The sequence below is a fragment of the Spirosoma sp. genome (assembly GCF_026391055.1).
Taxonomy (GTDB): domain Bacteria; phylum Bacteroidota; class Bacteroidia; order Cytophagales; family Spirosomataceae; genus Spirosoma.
Genome location: NZ_JAPLET010000017.1, coordinates 195741 through 214751, shown reverse-complemented (window position 1 = coordinate 214751; position 19011 = coordinate 195741). Strand labels below are relative to the sequence as shown.

The 19011-nt window shown below is 52.3% G+C and carries 14 protein-coding genes; 2 read left to right on the top strand and 12 right to left on the bottom strand.

What is annotated here, in order from left to right; all coding sequences use genetic code 11:
- Positions 1–2: 2 nt before the first annotated feature.
- From NT073_RS09725 to NT073_RS09670, 12 genes are all read right to left on the bottom strand, one after another.
- Complete coding sequence (locus NT073_RS09725) at positions 3–1010, bottom strand: Hint domain-containing protein (protein WP_297372416.1); 1008 nt, start codon at positions 1008–1010, stop codon at positions 3–5.
- A 75-nt stretch (positions 1011–1085) separates the two neighbouring features.
- Positions 1086–2660, bottom strand: a complete 1575-nt coding sequence (locus NT073_RS09720; RefSeq protein WP_297372414.1) for a flavin monoamine oxidase family protein — start codon at positions 2658–2660, stop codon at positions 1086–1088.
- Between the two features lie 95 nt (positions 2661–2755).
- Positions 2756–3928 carry an aminotransferase class I/II-fold pyridoxal phosphate-dependent enzyme gene (locus NT073_RS09715; protein ID WP_297372411.1) on the bottom strand — a complete coding sequence of 391 codons (1173 nt, stop codon included), beginning with the start codon at positions 3926–3928 and terminating at the stop codon, positions 2756–2758.
- A 378-nt stretch (positions 3929–4306) separates the two neighbouring features.
- Positions 4307–4762 carry a hypothetical protein gene (locus NT073_RS09710; protein WP_297372409.1) on the bottom strand — a complete coding sequence of 152 codons (456 nt, stop codon included), beginning with the start codon at positions 4760–4762 and terminating at the stop codon, positions 4307–4309.
- 121 nt (positions 4763–4883) lie between these two features.
- Positions 4884–6872 (bottom strand): S9 family peptidase, encoded by a 1989-nt coding sequence (locus NT073_RS09705; RefSeq protein ID WP_297372407.1) that lies wholly within the window; start codon positions 6870–6872, stop codon positions 4884–4886.
- A 127-nt stretch (positions 6873–6999) separates the two neighbouring features.
- On the bottom strand, positions 7000–8268 hold the full coding sequence (locus NT073_RS09700) for an aminotransferase class V-fold PLP-dependent enzyme (protein ID WP_297372404.1): 1269 nt from the start codon (positions 8266–8268) through the stop codon (positions 7000–7002).
- Between the two features lie 47 nt (positions 8269–8315).
- Positions 8316–9701, bottom strand: coding sequence for a M28 family metallopeptidase (locus NT073_RS09695; RefSeq protein ID WP_297372401.1), 1386 nt, complete (start codon positions 9699–9701; stop codon positions 8316–8318).
- A 134-nt stretch (positions 9702–9835) separates the two neighbouring features.
- A complete protein-coding gene (locus tag NT073_RS09690) occupies positions 9836–10699 on the bottom strand; it encodes an SDR family oxidoreductase (RefSeq protein ID WP_297372398.1) in 864 nt (287 codons plus the stop codon).
- 146 nt (positions 10700–10845) lie between these two features.
- On the bottom strand, positions 10846–11379 hold the full coding sequence (locus tag NT073_RS09685) for a hypothetical protein (RefSeq protein WP_297372395.1): 534 nt from the start codon (positions 11377–11379) through the stop codon (positions 10846–10848).
- 97 nt (positions 11380–11476) lie between these two features.
- Entirely contained in the window at positions 11477–13495 is a 2019-nt protein-coding gene (locus NT073_RS09680) for a plastocyanin/azurin family copper-binding protein (RefSeq protein ID WP_297372393.1), read from the bottom strand.
- 51 nt (positions 13496–13546) lie between these two features.
- Positions 13547–13885, bottom strand: coding sequence for a tRNA-binding protein (locus tag NT073_RS09675; RefSeq protein ID WP_297372390.1), 339 nt, complete (start codon positions 13883–13885; stop codon positions 13547–13549).
- Positions 13886–13935: 50 nt separating this feature from the next.
- Entirely contained in the window at positions 13936–15627 is a 1692-nt protein-coding gene (locus tag NT073_RS09670) for a hypothetical protein (RefSeq protein WP_297372387.1), read from the bottom strand.
- Between the two features lie 150 nt (positions 15628–15777).
- Between NT073_RS09670 and NT073_RS09665 the strand changes: the two genes are divergently transcribed.
- Together NT073_RS09665 and NT073_RS09660 are read left to right on the top strand one after the other, a co-directional pair.
- On the top strand, positions 15778–17151 hold the full coding sequence (locus tag NT073_RS09665; protein ID WP_297372384.1) for a PQQ-dependent sugar dehydrogenase: 1374 nt from the start codon (positions 15778–15780) through the stop codon (positions 17149–17151).
- Positions 17152–17327: 176 nt separating this feature from the next.
- Positions 17328–18986 (top strand): hypothetical protein, encoded by a 1659-nt coding sequence (locus NT073_RS09660; RefSeq protein ID WP_297372380.1) that lies wholly within the window; start codon positions 17328–17330, stop codon positions 18984–18986.
- Positions 18987–19011: the final 25 nt, after the last annotated feature.

Here is a 19011-nt window from a genome sequence, read left to right as displayed (position 1 = left end):
TATTACTTATCCAGTACCACCGTTTCGCCAATAAGGTAGGCGCCTGATTCGGTAGTCAGATTGTACACGGTCTTTACCGACCGGATGGCAGAATCTGTCCGAACTACTTTATATCCGGCAACGCTGTTGGTTGCCGCATCATAACGGTATAACACATCACCTGTCTTTACCTCGCCTAGTGCTTTGCGGCCAGCAACTGTCAGTACAGGATGGTTAACGGTTGCTTCTAACAACAGTGGAGTGGTTAGCCCGCTGCGGGTATCGGCCGTCAACTCGTTGTTTGAAGCCAGCCATACGCCAGCAAGCGTAATGTTGGCGCTTTTATGGATATCAACGCCTGTTACGCGGGTCGGCGTCAGGGTTTTTGTTCTAGCGTCGTAACCCAGTACAACATCGCCCGTTTTTACGTCGCTAATGGCTTTTGAGTTGCCATCGGCCATGGTTACCGGCGCGTCGGGGGCAAAGCAAAAGTTATATTCTTCTTTTTTCTTGCCGCCCTCTTCGGATTTACCCGCACCGCCAGACAGTAGATTTGCCATCTCACGCGACAGCACGAACGTCAGCGTAGACATCAGGCCGGGTTCTTTTTCACCAACGTATTTTAAATCGTCGATGTACGCATCCCACGCTTTCCGGTCGCCCGTAGCACCGGGGATGACGAAGGGTTTCACCTCGTTGGTTTTCGTGTTCTGGTAGATGGCCAGTAAGCCAAGCTCCTTGGTATCTTCCACCGTGAATACTTTATACAGGTAGATTTTGCGGGTTACGCCATCGCTGTATGTAAACACATATGCCGGGCGTTCTTCGTAGCGGTCCAGGATAAAGCCGCCCGACTTAAAATAGGTGTCTTTATCGAGGTTAGCCACTTTAATGGCTTTGATCGCTTTCAGTTGCTCAACGGTCATGCTGGCACTGGCCGTAGCGCTTTGTGCCGAAACACGCTGGCTAAGGAGCTGTGTTGCAACCGCGCAACACAGGAAGATCATAATAGAGAGCAGGTTGTTTTTCATGATTGTTGTCTGAGCCAGGCTCCAGCCTGGCCCGTCACAAATTTATACGGCCAAGCTGGAGCTTGACCCAGACCATTATTTCTTTGTGTATTCACCCACCCGGGCATGAAGAGATTCCACGGTTCGGCGGGCTGATGTAAAAGCACCCGCCATCCAGGCAGTCAGGTAGGTTGTGTGTTCACCCGCGAAATAGATATTGCCATCTGGTTCGAGCAGGGTGGCGTAATATTTTTTACGGGTAGCATCATCGTACGTAGCCCAGCCGCCACCACTGTATGGTAGCCGGTGCCAAGCCAGTGAGAATGAATTTTCGAATTCCGATGGGTACTGCGGGTGGATTTTACCCCCCTGAGCCAGCGCAATTTTCTCGCGTTCGGCAACGGGTAAGGCGCCAATGGCTTCGGCCCGGCTATAGAAGTTATAATAGCCAATTAGTACGCCTTTCTTTCCCTGTAAGCCAAAAGATGGGTACCATATCTGGTTAATGTCCATATTGGTACGCGAAATGCCGCCATAAATACCATCATCTTCTTCCCAGAACCGGCGCTTAAACTGAAGTCCGATTTTGCCGGTTTTCATGTACGGGACAAAGTCGGCTGCGCGTTTTACGGTTCCCGAAAGATCGGATTCCAGGTTTTTAAGCATGGGCAGGGGCAGCGTACATACGCAGAACTCGCCCGTGATCTCAACTGGCTTTCCGTCTTTTTGATACACCACCCGAACGCCGTTTTCGGTCTTGCGAAGTTCACTGACCGGGGCATTGAAGATGATTTTACCGGTCAGCTTTTTCTCCAGGGCTCTCGGAATAGCATCCATACCGCCAACGGGCTGTAGTAACGTAGCCTGCTGTTCGTAGGCGTAATCGCCCACGTTGTAGAAAACGGGTTGCATGAAGCCCGAGCGGAGTAAATCGGTCAGGCCATAGGGATCGGTCAGGGCGCCGGGTGTATGGCCCGCCCCCGGATCGCTTTTGGCTTTATAACCCCGTCGGTTCGTGCCTTTGTAGAGGTGAGCCGTGTTTAGATCCCCTTCATTTTTCAGGAAATCAATTAGTTTCTCAACGTCCTCTTTGGTGAGTTGCTGGTCGAGTGACGATTGGTCAAGGGCTTTGGCAAGGAGTTCGGCGGTGTAGCCGCGCATGTCGAAATGATAGTCGCTGATGCGCATACGCCGGTTGGCTAAATCACCGCTACCACCTTCATTGTAGAGGTAAGCCGATTCATTGGCACCGTTAAAAATTTCGAGGGGTACGCCCAGTTCGCGGCAGTATTGCAGGGTAATCTGGTGGTGGTGCGGAATACGGGCAGCTCCACCGTTAAAATACAGACCGTTCTCAAACGAGCAGGTTTGGGGTGTTCCACCCGCCAGTTCGGTTTCTTTAGTACCCCCCCGAACGGTCCAGACGCGCCCGCCGGAGCGCGACCGGGCTTCCAGAACGGTGCAGTCATAACCGAGTTTACCGAGTTCATACGCGGTTGTCATACCGGCCAGACCGGCTCCTAAAACAATGACTTTCCGACCTTTGCCTTCACTTGTCTTCCCGTTGGCGGGTAAGTCGAGTGCCGATGCTGGTGCAGGCTGCAACATTCCCCACGCCAGGAGGCTGGCGTAACTGGCACTCGTTGAATTAATAAAGTCTCTTCTTGTCATTCTTCTTTAGTAAATAGGAGCGAGGAGTTAAGAGTGAGAATAAAAACTTGCCTCAATAAAAACTCCTGTCTCCTCTCTCCCCGCTTCTAACTTCTTCACCCAACTACCTTTTTGAACCCATCAATGAACATGGCCATTTCGTCCATGGTACCCACGCTGACCCGGCAATAGGGCTGCCCGTTGAAGTCGCGGGTTTGGATACCGATGCCCTGCGCAAACATCTGATTGCTGAAAGCACCCGTTTTCATGCGAATCGGGAAGAGAATGAAATTCGTGTACGAAGGAATAACCTCGTAGCCCATGTTCGTCAGGGCTTTGGTCGTGTAATCGCGGGCTTTAGCATTTTCCGTGCGGCAGTGGTCCTGCCAGGCCACGTCTTTGTAACTGGCGATACCGGCCATCAACGTAGTAATGCTAACATTACCTTCAGCACCGATGTACTGATGCAGCGTTTTTAGCATTTCGGGCTGAGCCATGGCGTAGCCTAAACGCAAGCCGGCAAAGCCGTGAATTTTAGAGAAAGTACGCGCCTGGATAATATTCAGTCCTTCAGCCACTAGCTTGCCGAGCATCGGGCGGTCGGTAGGCGACAGGAAGTCAATGTATGCTTCATCGAGGAACACCGGTACTTTAGGCGCTACTTCCCGGCAGAAAGCTTCGAGTTCCGCGGGCGACAGGATGGTGCCCGTTGGGTTATTGGGGTTAACGATATATACCAGTTTTACGTCGGGCGTGATAGCGGCTTTCAGCGCGGGCAGATCAAACTTGAAATCCTTCGTTAAGGGGATGGGCTTGATGGTGGCCCCGAATTTTGTGGTTTTATCCAACAGGTCGTCGTAGGTAGGGCGGCAGGTAAGAATCGTGCCTCCTCCTTTGGCGAAGTGTTCGGCGGCTGCCAGCAGGATGTCCGACGAACCCGGCGACATCAGAATGTTCTGTGGTTTTACACCTTCATTGTCACTAATCAACTTTTTCATCGGGCCAAACTCCATCCAGGCATAGCGGTTGCCAATTTCAGCCGCTTTCATAATGGCATCTTTCGCACTCTGCGAAATGCCCAGCGGGTTCTCATTGGCGAGCAGCCGGACCTTCAGTTTAGACATCTTCTCAAACGGGTCGTCCGTAAAGGCAAACTCGTTCGTGAAGCCGGAAACCAAAGGGGCATTTGGGGTGCTGGCAGCAGCAGGAGTGAACCGGCTCAAACCAAGGCCAGCGGTAAGAAGACCGCTGGCACGAAGCCAGTCCCGGCGAGATAGTTGTGATGACATATTTGTAGATTTTTGTACTTATCAGGGATTAAATAAAAGTAAAACAAAATCTAACTGATTAGTAGATAGGGTTTTGTGAAAGTACGAATTAATGCCAAAAAAAAGGCCTTTCAAATCGAAAATGCCTATAAAATATTTTGATGATTATATCTTAATCAAAATTTATATATGAATATTCTGTCTTTCTTAGAATAAAAATACATTGGTTTCTAATTGTACTGTTGTCTATTGGCGACTTTAGTTCTATCTGTCTCTGGTACCCTAATTTAGTCCAAACGTTACTCGATATATACTAAAAATGGCCAATGGAGCAGAGTTCCATTGGCCATTTTGTGAAAGAAAATAGGCTGTTAACTGGGGCCGATTTAACCCCAATATCTATTTTCTATAAACCCATTGTATTTTACCCGTAGCTGTAGCGGTACTGGATATTGGAAAGGAGTAACTCAATGGCGTAACCTGCGAGAGCTCCTCGATATTTTTGTTTTTTGCATAAGTATAAGCGTCCGTGGAGCCTCCATTGTATTTTAGGGTCAACGTGTTATTTGTGTAATCCCAAGTACCTTCTCCATCCGATACCCCAAAGTTCCGATAATTCTCATTGAACGTATTGTCGGAGTAAATATCCAGCGTTGATCCCTCAGAATTGAGGTAATACAAGTCTATTCCTGCTCCATTTATACTTAAAGAAGCAGGGAAACTGCTTGCTATGCCTCTGTTCAATTCCCATCGCCCAACAACCGCAGGCGGTGGAGCAGGATCGTTGTTTTTGTTACAGGAAACCAGCCCCATGAAAGAGGCTACCACAATGAACAAATATACATAATGCTTCATAAACAATTGATTTTCAGTAAAGTCAAAACGAAACAGAGACAAGTGATGGTAAGCTACAAAAAATAATAATAGAGCACTACCCTCAATACGCTAAAAACACACTAATTGATGCAATGAACACTTATATTGTTTTTGGCTTCAGATACTTGTCGAACCATTGCAGATACCGGTCAATCCGATCTTTCTGGTAACTGGGAACCGAAATACCGTGAAACTGACCGGGATAAATAATCAATTGAGTTGGTACGCCCAACGACCGCAGTGCCTGAAACATTTGCTCGCTGCCTGCCGTCGGCACGTTAAAGTCTTTCTCTCCGGCCATAAACAGCGTTGGGGTTTTAATGCGGTCGGCTTTCAGAAACGGGTACGATAACTTAAGCCATTTGTCGGTGTTTTTCCAGGGCGCGCCCAACTCCGTTTCGTACTGATTGGTGTACTGGTCGATGCCGTACATAGACAGTTGCAGGGAACTGCCGGCTCCGCTGGCCGCGGCCTTAAAGCGGGTGTCGGTAGCAATGGTGTAGTTGGTCAGAATGCCGCCGTAACTCCAGCCACCAATGCCCAACCGGTCGGCATCGGCAATACCTTTCTCAACGACGTAGTCTGTAGCACCCAAAATATCTAGCACTTCTTTATTGCCCCAGTCGGCGTAAATGGCTTTGGTATAATCCAGTCCCCGGCCATTACTGCCCCGATAATTGACCGCTACAACGGCATAGCCCCCGGCCGCCAGCAGTTGCCGGGTTAGGTCGAAGTTGAACTCATCCTGCGAAACCGGCCCGCCATGAATGAAAAAGATGGTGGGCATTTTCTTGTTGGCGGCTGCGTTCGCTGGCTTATACAAAACATTAGACACCTGGGCACCGTCTTTGCTTTTCGATGTAAATCCTTCTACCGTGGCCAGTTCGAGCGGGGCCAGAAATGCATCGTGCACATGCGTGAGCCTGCGCGGGGCACCCGACTCAATGGCATACAACTCGCCTGGTGTTTGGGGGTCACTCATCAACGTGAGCCAACTGCCGCTTGCTACGGGTTCCAACTCCGTAAATACCCGATTTCCACCGGCCACTTTGGTCAACTTGCCATCGAGCGTATACTGACCAACGTAGGTTTGTCGGTCGTCCTGTACCAGTACGCCAATTGTCTGCCCGTCTTTGGCCCAGCGCGGGTTACGAACGGGTCGGTCCAGTGCTTTTGAGAGGAGAGTTGGTTCGCCACCGTCACGGCTGATAACGGCCAGTACGGGCTGGTCGTACATCAGGAAGTTGCCCGATGCGGTAGAGCGCGTGTACGCAATGCGTTTACCATCGGGGCTCCATTCGGGGTTGCTGTCGGAGCCGGGCCAAGTGGTCAACTGCTTCATGGCGGCTCCTTTTTTAGCGTCGATGACGTAAATATCGGTGTTCTGGTTCCGGTCAGGGTCTTCGGTTCGGTTACTGACAAACGCCAGTTGTGACCCATCCGGCGACCATGTGGGCGATGTTTCGTCGTAATTTCCCGTTGTGAGGGTATCCAGTTTCTTGGAGGCCACGTCATAAACATACAGGTGTACGGAGCCTTTTTCCAGATAGCCTTTCACATCGGCCTTAAAGTGGTAGCGGTCCAGCACATACGGTTTGCGGACTTTAGTCTTGGCAGAGTCGGCGTAGTCAGGGTCGCGGAGAACCATCGCGATCTTTTTGCCATCCGGCGACCAGACGTAGTCTTCCAGATCGGTTTTCAGGTCGGTCAGTTTTTTGGCTTCGCCACCCCGGCGGTCCATCAGCCAGAGTTGCGGTTTGGTAGCCCCTTGCCGCGACGATACGAATGAGAGGTATTTACCGTCGGGGCTGAACCGCGCTCTCGACTCGCCATCGGGCGTGTTGGTCAGTTGCACGGTTTCCTTACCATCCCAGCTTACCATCCAGAGGTCGAAATTTCGTTTGTCTTTGGTTGTATCGACGGTAGATAGGCCATACGTCACCCATTTGCCATCGGGCGATACCTGCGGGTCGCTCAGCGTTTGTAGGCGGTAAATATCGCTTGACTTAATGGGGCGCTTTTTAACGGGCGTCTGGGCCAGCGTGGCGGTTGTTGAAAGCGTTAGGAAAAAGAGAATTAAGCGATTCATGGGGTAATTGGTTGAATGTACCCACGGATCGGGCCGCGTTCGGCTTTAGTCCGTGATTTATTTATTATGTTATAGTACTATCGAAAACACGGACTAAAGCCAAACGCGGCCCGGTCCGTGGGTACGCTTATCCCGCCAGTTCGTTCAGCGCTTTCACAAAAGCGTCGAGTTCGGTGGGGGTGGTGTAGACGTGGGGTGTGACGCGCACCCCCTGGACCGGGGGCGAGTCTATGGCGACGGTGAATATTTTGTATTTGTCGAGTAACACTTTCGCCAGTTCGGTGGGCGTTTTTCCGGCTACCCCCACGTTGGCGATGGCACAGGAACGGGCGGGTGCTTCGGGCGTGTTCAGGATGATTTTCGGGTTGTGGCGTACCTGATCCGTCCAGTAGCGTTGTAGGTAGCGTAGTCGGGCTTCCTTGCGTTCGATGCCAATACTTTCGTGGAACTTGATGGCATCCTGAATCGCTAAGTCTGTGGCTACCGGGTGCGTTCCTGTATGATTAAGCTTTCGAATGTCGCTGTCGGGAACGCTGCTGTCGGCAAACATGGGCCAGATACCAGCTACTTTATCCTTGCGGACGTACAACATACCGGCACCCAGTGGTGTACCGAGCCATTTGTGCAAACTGCTGGCGTAGTAATCGCAGCCACCGAGATCGGCTAGTTTGAAATTTAACTGGGCAAAGGCGTGTGCACCATCCACCAGCACCTCGACGCCGTGTTTATGCGCCATCTCGGTAATCTGACGGATGGGCAGAATCTGGCCGGTGATGTTTACCATATGGCACACCATCAATAGCCGGGTCTTTGGCGTAATGGCTTTTTCGTACAGGCTTACAATCTCTTTGTCAGACTTTGGGTGATTAGGCAGCGAAAGGGTCCGGTTCACAATGCCGTGCCGCCGGGCCTGAAGCTTGAACATATCCTGCATGGCCCCATAATCCTGCTGCGCCATGATTGTCTCATCGCCTGATTTCCAGGTCAGTCCGCCAATGACGGTATCCAGCGATTCGGTAGTATTTCGGGTGATGATCAACTCCTCAGGCGAGCAGCCCAGCAGCCGGGCCAGTTGCATTTGGGATTCCCGTTTGTCGTCGAACTGGCGCGTCCGCATGTAGTAGGACGACACCGAGTTTATCCGCTGAATGTGTTTCAGATAACTGTCCATCACGGGTTGTGCTGCCAGCGAATAGTAGCCGTTTTCGAGTTGGATAAAATCCTTCGTAACGGGGTAAGCCGCCCGAATACCAGCCCAGAAATCTTCGGTTTGGGCCAGTGTTGCCGAAGGTACATGCGCCACCTTCGCCAGCGTTTCGTCCAAACCTGCCCAGGTCGATATGGCGGCTGTTCCGGCCAGAGATTTTAGGAATTGGCGTTTGGAGAGGTTGGACATGGCTGATTTGAAGTGGTTTAAGCGTTTTGTGTACGACAAGAAGACCGTTAACGCAAATTCGGCACGGGCAATACCGGCAAACTTTCGTTGCCATCATCGCTCACCGCCTGTACGGCGAAATAATAGTTGTCTTTCGAGTAGGGGAGGGTCATGCCGAGTTTGGTCGTGAAGAATTTCTTCTGCCAGAACGGCCAGTAGGTTTCCCGCATTAAAACGTAATAGCCTTTTACCTTGCCTGTTTGCGGAGCCTGCCAGTACAGCACCGTTGCGTTGGTGAGGTTGCGCACATCGACGGTTACTTTCTGGGGAACCGCCGGGGCTTTGGCCAAGTTCGCCAGTGTAGCCAGGTTAATTGCGGTGTTTTTGCGGAGGTATTCGAAATCCATGAACTTCGGGTAATCACCAAATTCAACGCCATTTTCGGTGCGCAGGTCCTGGTGCTGGTGTTCGTAGTTCTCGTTCATCTCCGTCAGGCGAACGGCGGCAAAACCACGCTGTACATAGGGTGTATGGTCGCCCCCGCGCAGATACCGGTCGTTGCGGTAGACCATCACCACTTCGAGGTTTTCGACGTATCGCTCACCGACTTCTTTCAGGTAGCGGGCCAGGGTGCGGGCTTTGCCGTCGTTTTCGTTGCCGAACTGCCGGATTTGCCCGATACGGCCGGTCGTGTCTTTCATCAGATTGCCCGGTAGTCCTTCGCTGAATACCCGGATGCGGGTGTTGTCGATGATGCGGGTGTCGCTGCTATTGTTGCTGCCCATGATGTCGTTGTTGAGCACCGCTTCGAGGTTCCACTTTTCTTTGATGGCCCGCTCCGACAGGTGTTCCGCACCCAGTAATCCCTGCTCTTCGCCCGTCAGGGTGACAAAAATGACCGTGGCCGGGAAAGATGATTTGCTCATGACCCGGCACAGTTCAATAACGGCAGCCGTACCCGAGCCATCGTCGTTGGCACCTGGCGCGTCCGATTCGCGGTTCATGACGTTCGTCACGCGGCTGTCCATATGACCCTGTACAATGAAAACGCGGGTGTCGGTGGGGTCAGTGCCTTTGAGGGTGGCCATTACATTGCCCATGTTGGCAGGCTTGTCTACCCGCCGACCGTCGGGCTGGAGTGTCCAGGTGTCGAGCGTAGCGGTCATGCGCCCCCCCGATTGTTTGGCGTACTGGTTGAATTTGCCCAGAATCCACTGGCGGGCGGCACCAAGGCCTTTTTTAGCAGCGGGAGCGTTGGCATCGGCTGGAACGCTCAACGTATGGCGGGTACCAAAACTAACAAGCCCATTAATATGAGCCCGCAGACTGTCGGCTGAAATCTGGCTGACGAGATCCGCGATCTGGGGGTCGCGGTTAACAATGGTTTGTGCGTTGAGTAAGGGCGAAAAAAGAACGAAAGCAATGAAAAGGAGACGCGACAGTTTTGTTTGCATGAGTTTGCTGATTGAATCAGCGAAGCTACTAAAAAAGCACAAACCAGCCTAGTTTGCGCTTTTTAGAATCACAGTGCCAATGAATATTTTGTATATATAGAATTAACCCAAATAAGCTTGCCAGGCTAACGGCGTCATGAACGTACTGAAACGTTGCCCTCCATACTATGGCTTAAATTTAGACTATCCTTAGGCTCTTTCTTTAGATTAGCGGCTGCTTTATCGCCCATGGGACCTTTGGCGATGGTTGTGCCGCCATCTACATAATAAATGGCACCAGTCACGTAGGAGGCTTCATCGGAGGCAACGAACAGGTAGACGTTCGCAACCTCTTCGGGCGTCCCCCGGCGTCCCATGAGCGTACCGGTGGTAGTTTGTTTTTCCATCTCGGCACTCATTGGTCCTGTGCTGGCGTGTGTCCAGGCGGTATCGACCGGGCCCGGTGCGACGATATTACACCGAACACCAAACTGGGCCTGCTCACTGGCCATACCTTTGGTGAAAGCGTGGTTGAAGCCTTTGGTGCCGCCATAAGGTACTGCCTGCGGTTCGCCCATATGGCCCGCTTCCGAACCTGCCGTGACGATGTTACCCTGCGTCTTATGGAGTTCGGGCAGGGCGGCTTTACTCATCACGAAGGTTGTTTTGATGTTGTTACGGATGAGGTAGTCGAACGCTTCTTCCGTAAAATCCTGCATGTAGTTTGTTTCGGGGAAAACGCCCGCGTTGTTGATGAGGATATCCAGTTGACCGTACATGCGTGCGGCAAGTTCAACACAAGCCTGAGCGTTGGCCAGCACCGATAAATCGCCTTTATAATAGTAAGCAATGCCACCCTGTTTCTCAATCTCCCGTGCCACTTCCTCAACCGGGTCGTCGGGGAGTCCGGCGACGATGACACGAGCGCCTTCCTGAGCAAAACGTTTGCAAATTGCTTCGCCAATGCCGGTGCCGCCACCCGTTACAATTGCGACCTTCCGTTCTAATCTGTTTCCCATAATGCGATACATTTATGTCGTTGAGTAATCGACAGGTTAACGCGCATGGGTGGCTTTAGTTGGAGAAGTGCAGACTGTGTGAGGCATTGGTCGGCTCTAAGCAGAACAGTGGCAGCCGCAACGAGGTACGTTAAGCCCTGTCTCTGTCAAAATCCGTAGGAAATCCCAATTCCTGTGGCCAGTGAGCCCGTTAGCGGAACAGGGGCCAGCGACACACCCATCCGGGGTTGACGCAGCAATTCGTTGTAGCGGGTTACCGCCTTGTTGACCTGCGCGTTCCCGATAATCGAAAGCGTTAGCGATGCCGCAATCGAGCCGCCGTAGACTGTCCAATATGTACCGCCCGTGCGGTTACTGCTCAGTAAAATGTAGGCCAGCGGCAAGAGGGCCGTCAGCCGGCTCAGGGTCGTTACGGTGCGAAATACCTGAAAACGGTGGGATACATCGGGGTCGTTAAGCTCATAGAACGGTATCTCCAGCGAGTAGGGCGACGAGAGTTTTTTGCCACCGTAGAAGTATACGCTTCCTAATGATGATGATCCATATGCCCGTTCAATAGGCAGCAGGTGAGCCGGTATGGGCACGGTTCGGTAGTGGGCGGTGTCTTCGTCGCGTCGGCGCTGGGCGTTGGCTGTGAGAACGATAAGTAGGAATAAGCTGAGCAGGGTAACCGTTCGCATAGGAATAGAACGAAAAAAAAGCCAATGGGCGGCTGTGTGTTGTAAAAATAATGACGCTCCCATAGAAAGCGTCATTACTTAAGAACAAGCGATGGCTTTACTTAACCACCTTCAGCGTTCCCTGCATCAGTGACGAGTGACCGGGGAACGAGCATACGAACTGATAATCTCCCGGCTCGGTTGGCGCCTGGAAATAGATGGTCTCGGAGGTTTCGGGCTGTAAAATATTGGTGTGATACAGCACGTTGGGCGTGGCAGGTACGTAGTTCATCTTCGGGCCATTGAGGTTGAGCCGAAGGGCGGCATCACCAACGGCATTGGCCGCGCCGGGCTTCGTGATCACGAAGTTGTGCAGCATGTCGTCGTTGTTGTTGAACACGAGCTTGATCCGGCTGCCTGCTTTCACTTCCAGTTTATCGGTGTCGAATTTCAGACCGGGTTTGGTGCCTACCGTCAACGTTTGGTCGACCCCGTTGGCCCAGTCGGCGGGCATGATTACCGTCCGTTTGGCATTAACCGATTTCACGTTCTTGCTGGTGATGGTGGCTGCTTTCTTTTGGGTCGCCATCATCTCGGCATGGTCGTGTTTAGCAATGGCAACGGCGCGTGCGGGTAGCGTTAGTTTCTCACCCGGTGCAATGGCGTTAAGCGTATAATAGCCAACCGAATGTAGGAGTGGCATACCCGACGCCGACCGGAGGCCTTCTGCCTTCACTTCATGAATGTACCCTTCGCGCAGAACGGTGTCGGCCACGATGCGGGCACTCATTCCATCGGGAGCTACCACAACACCCCGGATGGGTACCGGACGGGCATTTTCGATAGGGCTTCCGTAGGTTTTGTGGTATTTGTAGGTAAAACTGTTCAGGCTGTAACTTTCAGGGCTTTCGGCGGTTTTTCGGTCGACGGGGGCGGTGAAGGTCACTTCGAAGCCATCTGGTTTGGAGGTAATAGTCTTCATCTCGAACGGCATTTTACCCGTCCAGACCAGTCGTTGGATACCATACGGGTCTTTCCCGGTGGCAGCCCAGCCCCGGCTTGTCATTCCCACGAACATGGAGCCATCCTGACCCCAAACGGTGCGGATAATTCCCGACTGAAACCCTTCGCGGAACGGGAAACAGGCTCCTTGCCACTCTCCGTTAACTTTTTCAAGCGCCACCCGCATAATTTTGCTGTGGCCCTGATCACCCACGAACAGCTGTCCGGCAAACGGCCCGAAAGCACCTTTGGTCGTATCTTCCTTAAAATCGGAGGTCGAAATACCCATCAGCGTGTGCGGAAACCAGACGGCGGGTACTTTTAGTTCTTTAACGGTTTTGGCGACCTCAAACATGGGTTTGCCCGTGCTGGGAACCTCTTCCGGCTTGAGCGATAAAGGCGAACCCGGCTCCCCCGACCAGCGCAGACCCGCCGGATTGCCCGCAAAAGCGCCTTTGGTCAGGTTCGTCATCCGGCCCGAGCCTACCCAGTCGCCCTGGTTTTCGGTGTAGAAAATGCTGCCATCGTGCAGAATGCCGAACCCGGCGGGCGACCGAAGGCCGGTCGCCCAGGGGGTCATTTCGCCCTTTTCGGTTAGTTTGAGCATCCAGCCGCGCCATTTGGCCAGGCTGGCTCCGTAGCCGATCCAGTCGAGGTTGAGTGTAATGATCATGTCACCGTCGGGCAGGAGCACAGGGCCGTAGCTGTACTCGTGGTAATTGCCCGACAGGGGCCATTTGTAGAACGAACGGTATTCGTCGGCTATGTCGTCGCCGTCGTTATCGACCAGCTTTGTGACTTCGCCCCGCTGCGTGCAGAGGAAGTACCCTTTGGGGTGCCACATCAGGCCCAGCGGCTCGTGCAAACCCGACGCAAACTTTTTGTAGGTCGGTACGCGGCTTCCCTGCATGTATGGGTTGCTGATGATCCAGACCTCACCCCGGCGGGTGCAAGCCGCCAGACGACCGTCGGGCAGAGGAGCCAGACCGCCCACTTCGAGTTTGATCGTTTCCGGAATCGGCAAGGTCACGATTCGGTAATAGTCTTCTTCCGTAGCCGGGCGCTGGGCCAGAGCAGATGAAAGGGGAAATAAAAGAGCCAATAGAAGACCGGGTAGGGTCAGTAATTTTTTCATAGTCTGATTAGATTCAGGACGTATAGTGTAAAGGCTGAAAATGCGAACAGATCAGGCGATTCTCAACCCATTTTTCGTTGGTCGTTCGGTCTGGAGCAGGGTTACGGTACCGTCGTCGGCAACGGCACCCAGCACCAGGCACTCGCTCATGAAGGTGGCAATTTGCTTGGGTGGAAAATTCACCACTGCTACCACCTGTTTCCCGATCAGATCGTCGGGCTTGTAGAGCTTCGTGAGCTGTGCCGATGTCCGTTTGGTTCCGAGTTCGCCAAAGTCAATAGTTAGTTTATAGGCCGGTTTACGCGCCTGCGGAAAGGTATCTACAGACAGGACGGTTCCCGTTCGGATCTCAACTTTTTCAAAGTCGGCCCAGCTTATAGCCTCATTCATGGGTGTACGTTTCGGGTCAAACTAACGGTAAAACGGGGAGTGCCAACCGGTTAAAAAACAATTGAATACTGCACGGAGCCTGTTCCGTTTTTCAGGTCGATGGGCAGCAGCAATTCCTGCTTTCCGTTGTTCTGGCGCAGTTTTACTTTGGCTTTGGGGTCGAAGCGAATAAAATAACTGCGGTCATTAATAGCATAAACGCCTTTACTTACTTCGTCAACAGAGGTACCTGCAGCGAGTCGACAGTAAGGTGTACCATCCGGCGAGCCTTTCAGGCTGAGAGTTCGCACCAAGGCGTTGCCCTCCGGACGAATGGCATCCGTAACGGTTGAACCCGCCAGCGTATACTCCATCGTGGGCATGCCTTGCTTGTCGACTGTCAGGCCTTTGTATTGCAGTACGTTTTCACCGAGGCTGTCTGGCCAGGCGGTGGCGTCGTTCGTCAGCACCATCAGGGGCGACTGGGCCGGTAGCCGGACAGGTACGCCCATCGGGCTCAGCAGTTGCGGTTCGCCACGCTCGTACCACATTTCAGTTACGTCGGCAAAATCGCCTTTCCAGGCCTGTAGCAGGGCCATTTGATTCAGGTCGACGGTGTAGTGTACCCCCTCCGGCGAGCCAACAGACAGGCTGTGAGTACGCTTGGTTTTTTCGCCCGGCAGCTGCACAAAGGAGCGAACCAGTTCTGCTTTTGTGGTTGGCTTAACACTAACGACTGCCACGGGGTCAGGCTCGGGTAGCGACGATAAGGCGTGAAGCGCCTGCGGACGCGTACCCGCCTGCGAAACGAACAGCCCCAGGCCGGGCCGGAACCAGGAACGCGAAAAATAGACATCTACCGTGTGCGGGCCAGCCGTGAGGGTCGCGTTGCCGAAGCTGGGCTGACCCAGTTCCCGGTGGTCGGTCGGGATAACCTCTTTACCGTCGATCCAGACGCCCCCAACGCCACCCCGGTTCAGCTCGAACTGATAGTCTCCCGCCTGAAGGGCGTTCAGTTTGCCCGAAAACAGGATAGAGTACTGGCGAGGCTGTCCATACGATACTTCGTAGGTGAGCAGGGTGGTGGTGTCCTGCTTCAGGACTTTTTTGCTGCGGGCTTCGTCACGGCTGGTAACATAGCCGCCTTCAACGATGGTGTAGCTAACCGGGCCGCTCCACTGCGCTACCGTTCGGGGCGACATAACCCGGTAACCTACATTACGGATGGCTACCGACCCGGTTTTGGTCATGATGGTCAGCGGCCCCAGTTTGGTGTTGTTCAGTGTTTGGCTTTCGCGTACCGTGACGCCGTTGAGGGCGAGTTTTTCGAGCAAAGCGGGGCCTTTCGTACCGCCGGTTTTGTACCAGACATCAACGGTTTGCCACAAACCGGGCGCTTTTGTCAGGCGAGCCAGATCCTGGGTGTTAGCAAAGGAAATAGCCTGTCCCGTTGGTAAGGTCAGAACCAGATCGGCGTTCGCCGATAGCAGCACATCGAAGCGAAGACGAAAATCATCGGTGGGGGTCAGCAGCGTTAGCGGTTCTGCGGAACCGGTCAGGATCGTGTTGCCGGGTTGGGTTCGCATGGACGTCGCATCGGCCGTTGGGGATATGGAACCGACCAGCTGCCAGCCAGCGGGTCGCGTCAATTGGGCCAGCGAGACGGCCGGTAACTCTTTCTGTGCGTAAAGCGGCAAGGTAAGAAGCCAGCTTAGCAGCAGAATTGTACCCTGATTTAAAAAAAATGTAATCCGTTTTGTCATATACCTATTCGAATAGAAATGGCTACTATTGTAGTCGTCAAAAATACATAAACAAGCTTGTCTACTGACAGACAACAAAAACTTTTGTCCGCTACCTCCCGTTTACCGGGTGTTATAGCGTGCAATGCGTAACCCAAGCAACTTTTAACCATGAAAGCAATCGTACTTTTAGTTACGGCGACAACGACTTTGGCGCTGGCTGGCCCTGGCCTAACAACGCCCGGCAAGTCAGCAAAATCAGTTCCTCTAAAACCCCATGCGGTATCGGTAACCCGCGCTGCCATTGCCCCCGACCCCGATAATGGTGGGCTTAAGCTGGCTTCCGGCTTCGGAGCGCTGGTGTTTGCAGATAACCTCGGTAAAGCCCGGCATATTGCCGTCGACAATGCCGGAACGGTGTTTGTGAAACTGGAAAAACTCAATGAAGGCAAAGGCATCGTTGAGTTGATCGACGCCAACGGCGATGGACGTGCCGACGAAACCATCAAGTTTGGCAACAACACCGGAACGGGTATGGCCATTTATAACGGCTATATGTACGCTTCGTCCGATACGTCGGTTTATCGGTACAAACTGACGAACGGCAAGGTTATGGAAACAACACCCATGGAGCCGATCATCACAGGCCTCACGCTTCAGCGCCAGCACGCCAGTAAGTCAATGGCTATCTCGCCGGACGGCAAACTGTTCGTTAATTTTGGCGCTCCTTCAAACGCCTGTCAGGAAAAAGACCGGCAGAAAGGGTCGAAAGGTATGGACCCCTGCCCGATTCTGGAAGAGTACGGCGGCATATGGCAGTTTGACGCCAACAAACTGAATCAGCACAAAGCCGACGGAAAACGCTATGCTACCGGTATCCGGAATGCCGTTGCCCTGGACTGGAATACGGCTAACAATACACTTTATGCAATGCAGCACGGCCGTGACAACCTGAATAACTGGGGTGGTATTTTTACTGATGAATACAGCGCCGAGTTTCCTTCCGAAGAGATGCTGATGGTAAAAGAAGGGGCTGATTTTGGCTGGCCTTATTGCTTCAACAACCACGACAAAAACCAGAAATTGCTGGCGCCCGAATATGGTGGTGATGGTACAAAAGTAGACCGCTGCGCGGGAAAAGATAAACCCATCATGGCGTTTCCGGGTCACTGGGCGCCCAATGATTTACTGTTTTATACCGGCAGTGCTTTCCCGGCCCGGTATAAAAATGGTGCTTTTGTGTGCTTCCACGGTTCCTGGAACCGCGCTCCTCTCAAACAGGGTGGGTACTTTGTGGCTTTTATCCCATTCGGGAAAGACGGACGCCCATCGGGTAAGTACGAAGTATTTGCCGAAAATTTTGCCGGTGTAGCCGAAGAGGGTAAACCCGGAACCAGCGTTAATGCGGGTAAACTGGATTTGGCCAGCCCCGGCGATGCCAAAGCGCGGCCTGTAGGATTAGCGCAGGGCCCCGACGGTTCACTATACATTTCTGATTCGGTAAAAGGTAAGGTTTGGCGGGTAATGTACATGGCCAAGAAATAAGTATGTGCCATTTACGCCCCTAGTGCTTGGTTAGTTATTTTTCGGAATAATTGATTGATGGTTAGGCTGTTGTCTCCTTTATATTGGAAAAAGCGCACCCGTTTCGGCGGGTGCGCTTTTTTTATGCAGTCTCGATTAAGTCTATTTTTGTAGTGTAGTATTCTCAACGTTACTTAATGAAAAACAGACTCTTTGACGGGATAAGTATCCTGTTGATTCTTGTTGCAATATACGCCCTGAACCATCAGCTTGCGACAATAGCAGATGTGCATATGGGCGATGAAGCGTTTTACTTGTACCAGGGAGTCAGCAATTTTCGTCTGGGCCTGCAAACCGACTGGGGACCTGCTTATTCACTCTGGTATAAATTTCTCTCCTTCTTTCAGCCGGATACTATTCGTCTGTACTACCTGAACATGTTTCTGATGTCGTCGCTCCCGACGATTGTCTTGTATACAGCCCTTCGTGTTGCCGGATTTCGCTGGTACTGGGCGTTGTATTGTACGCTGGCGTTTCATTTTTCCCGGATGAATTTCCCGGAGGGGGTCAAAGTGTCAATCCTGCTCTTTCTGCTGACTCTATTGGTATTTATCGTGGGCGCCCGTTACCTACGGCACCAGCTTCATTTGGCTTGCGCCCTGCTAACCCTCACCTATGGTGTATTTGCGTATTTCCGGCCGGAGTTTGTGATCCCTTTCGGGGGGTGTTTCGTTTTGCTTATCGGTGCTGCGATCTGGTTCAAGCAATCATTCTACCCGATTGTCGGGGTTGCAGGGGTCGTTTTGCTGCTCTTTTTTGGGGTAGGCAGCCCCCTGTCCGAAAAAGGCGAAAAAGCTTTCAAGCAGGATTTTTCGTACAACTACACCATGCGCCATCCCGAAGACACGCGACTTCGTCAGTATAATAACTGGGTTGATTCGGAAGTGATGTCGCAGCTTATTTTTGGCGAACGGGTGAGTGGGTTCGGCGATGCCCTGATCAATCACCCCAAACTTGTTCTGGGCGATCACCTGCTGCCGAACATTTATAATCTGAGCGTGCAGCTTACTGGTATTCTCGGTACCTATTTTACGCCCCTTACCTATCTGCCGGGCGTAGCGGCTCTTGAGCCTCTATGGCATCGGAAACTGACCTGGCTTCTGCTGTTGGTAGGGTTCCTGGCGGTGGTGTCTATTCGCCAAACGGCACGCGCTGTAGGCCAGATGGTGATGGATAATCCCTGGCTTTATATCGTGGCAACTACGGCGATTATTGCCCCGATTGCCAGTTCGGTCTATTCCATGGGTATCAAGATTCGGTACCTGCCCCCTTTCTACTTTTTCATCCCGGTGGTAGCGGGTACACTGCTGGTGAGTCTTCGGGTACGTCCCTGGCTGAGCCAGCGTGTTGACCTTCCCAAACCGCTAAGTCCATCAACTCGGGGGATGCTGACCGTGCTATTTGTGCTTGGGTTAGGGGCCTGGATGTTTCGGGAGTCGGAATATCAGACGCCAGCCAGGACAAATGATAAGGACCTGATCAAATACACCCGAAAGCTGACCGCTTCTGTAACCAACAGAGATCAGATTCGTATGTTCGAAAATCCGGATGCTTTAACCACCTACCTTGGCGGCATTCCCGTCGCCTACGAGCGTTATAAACGAAATACAGATTTTTATAAGTTTGTTAAGCAGAACGACATTAATCTGATCATTTTCAGGCCGGAGACCGCGCAGTATTATAGTAACGATACCAGTATACAGCGTTTTATTGAACAGCCACCCGAGACATTTATCCGTAAACCCGGTTTCTATCCAAACACCTATACATTCATTCGTCAGGATTTGCTGAACTAACACAGTTCCGGCGACCCTTGTACCG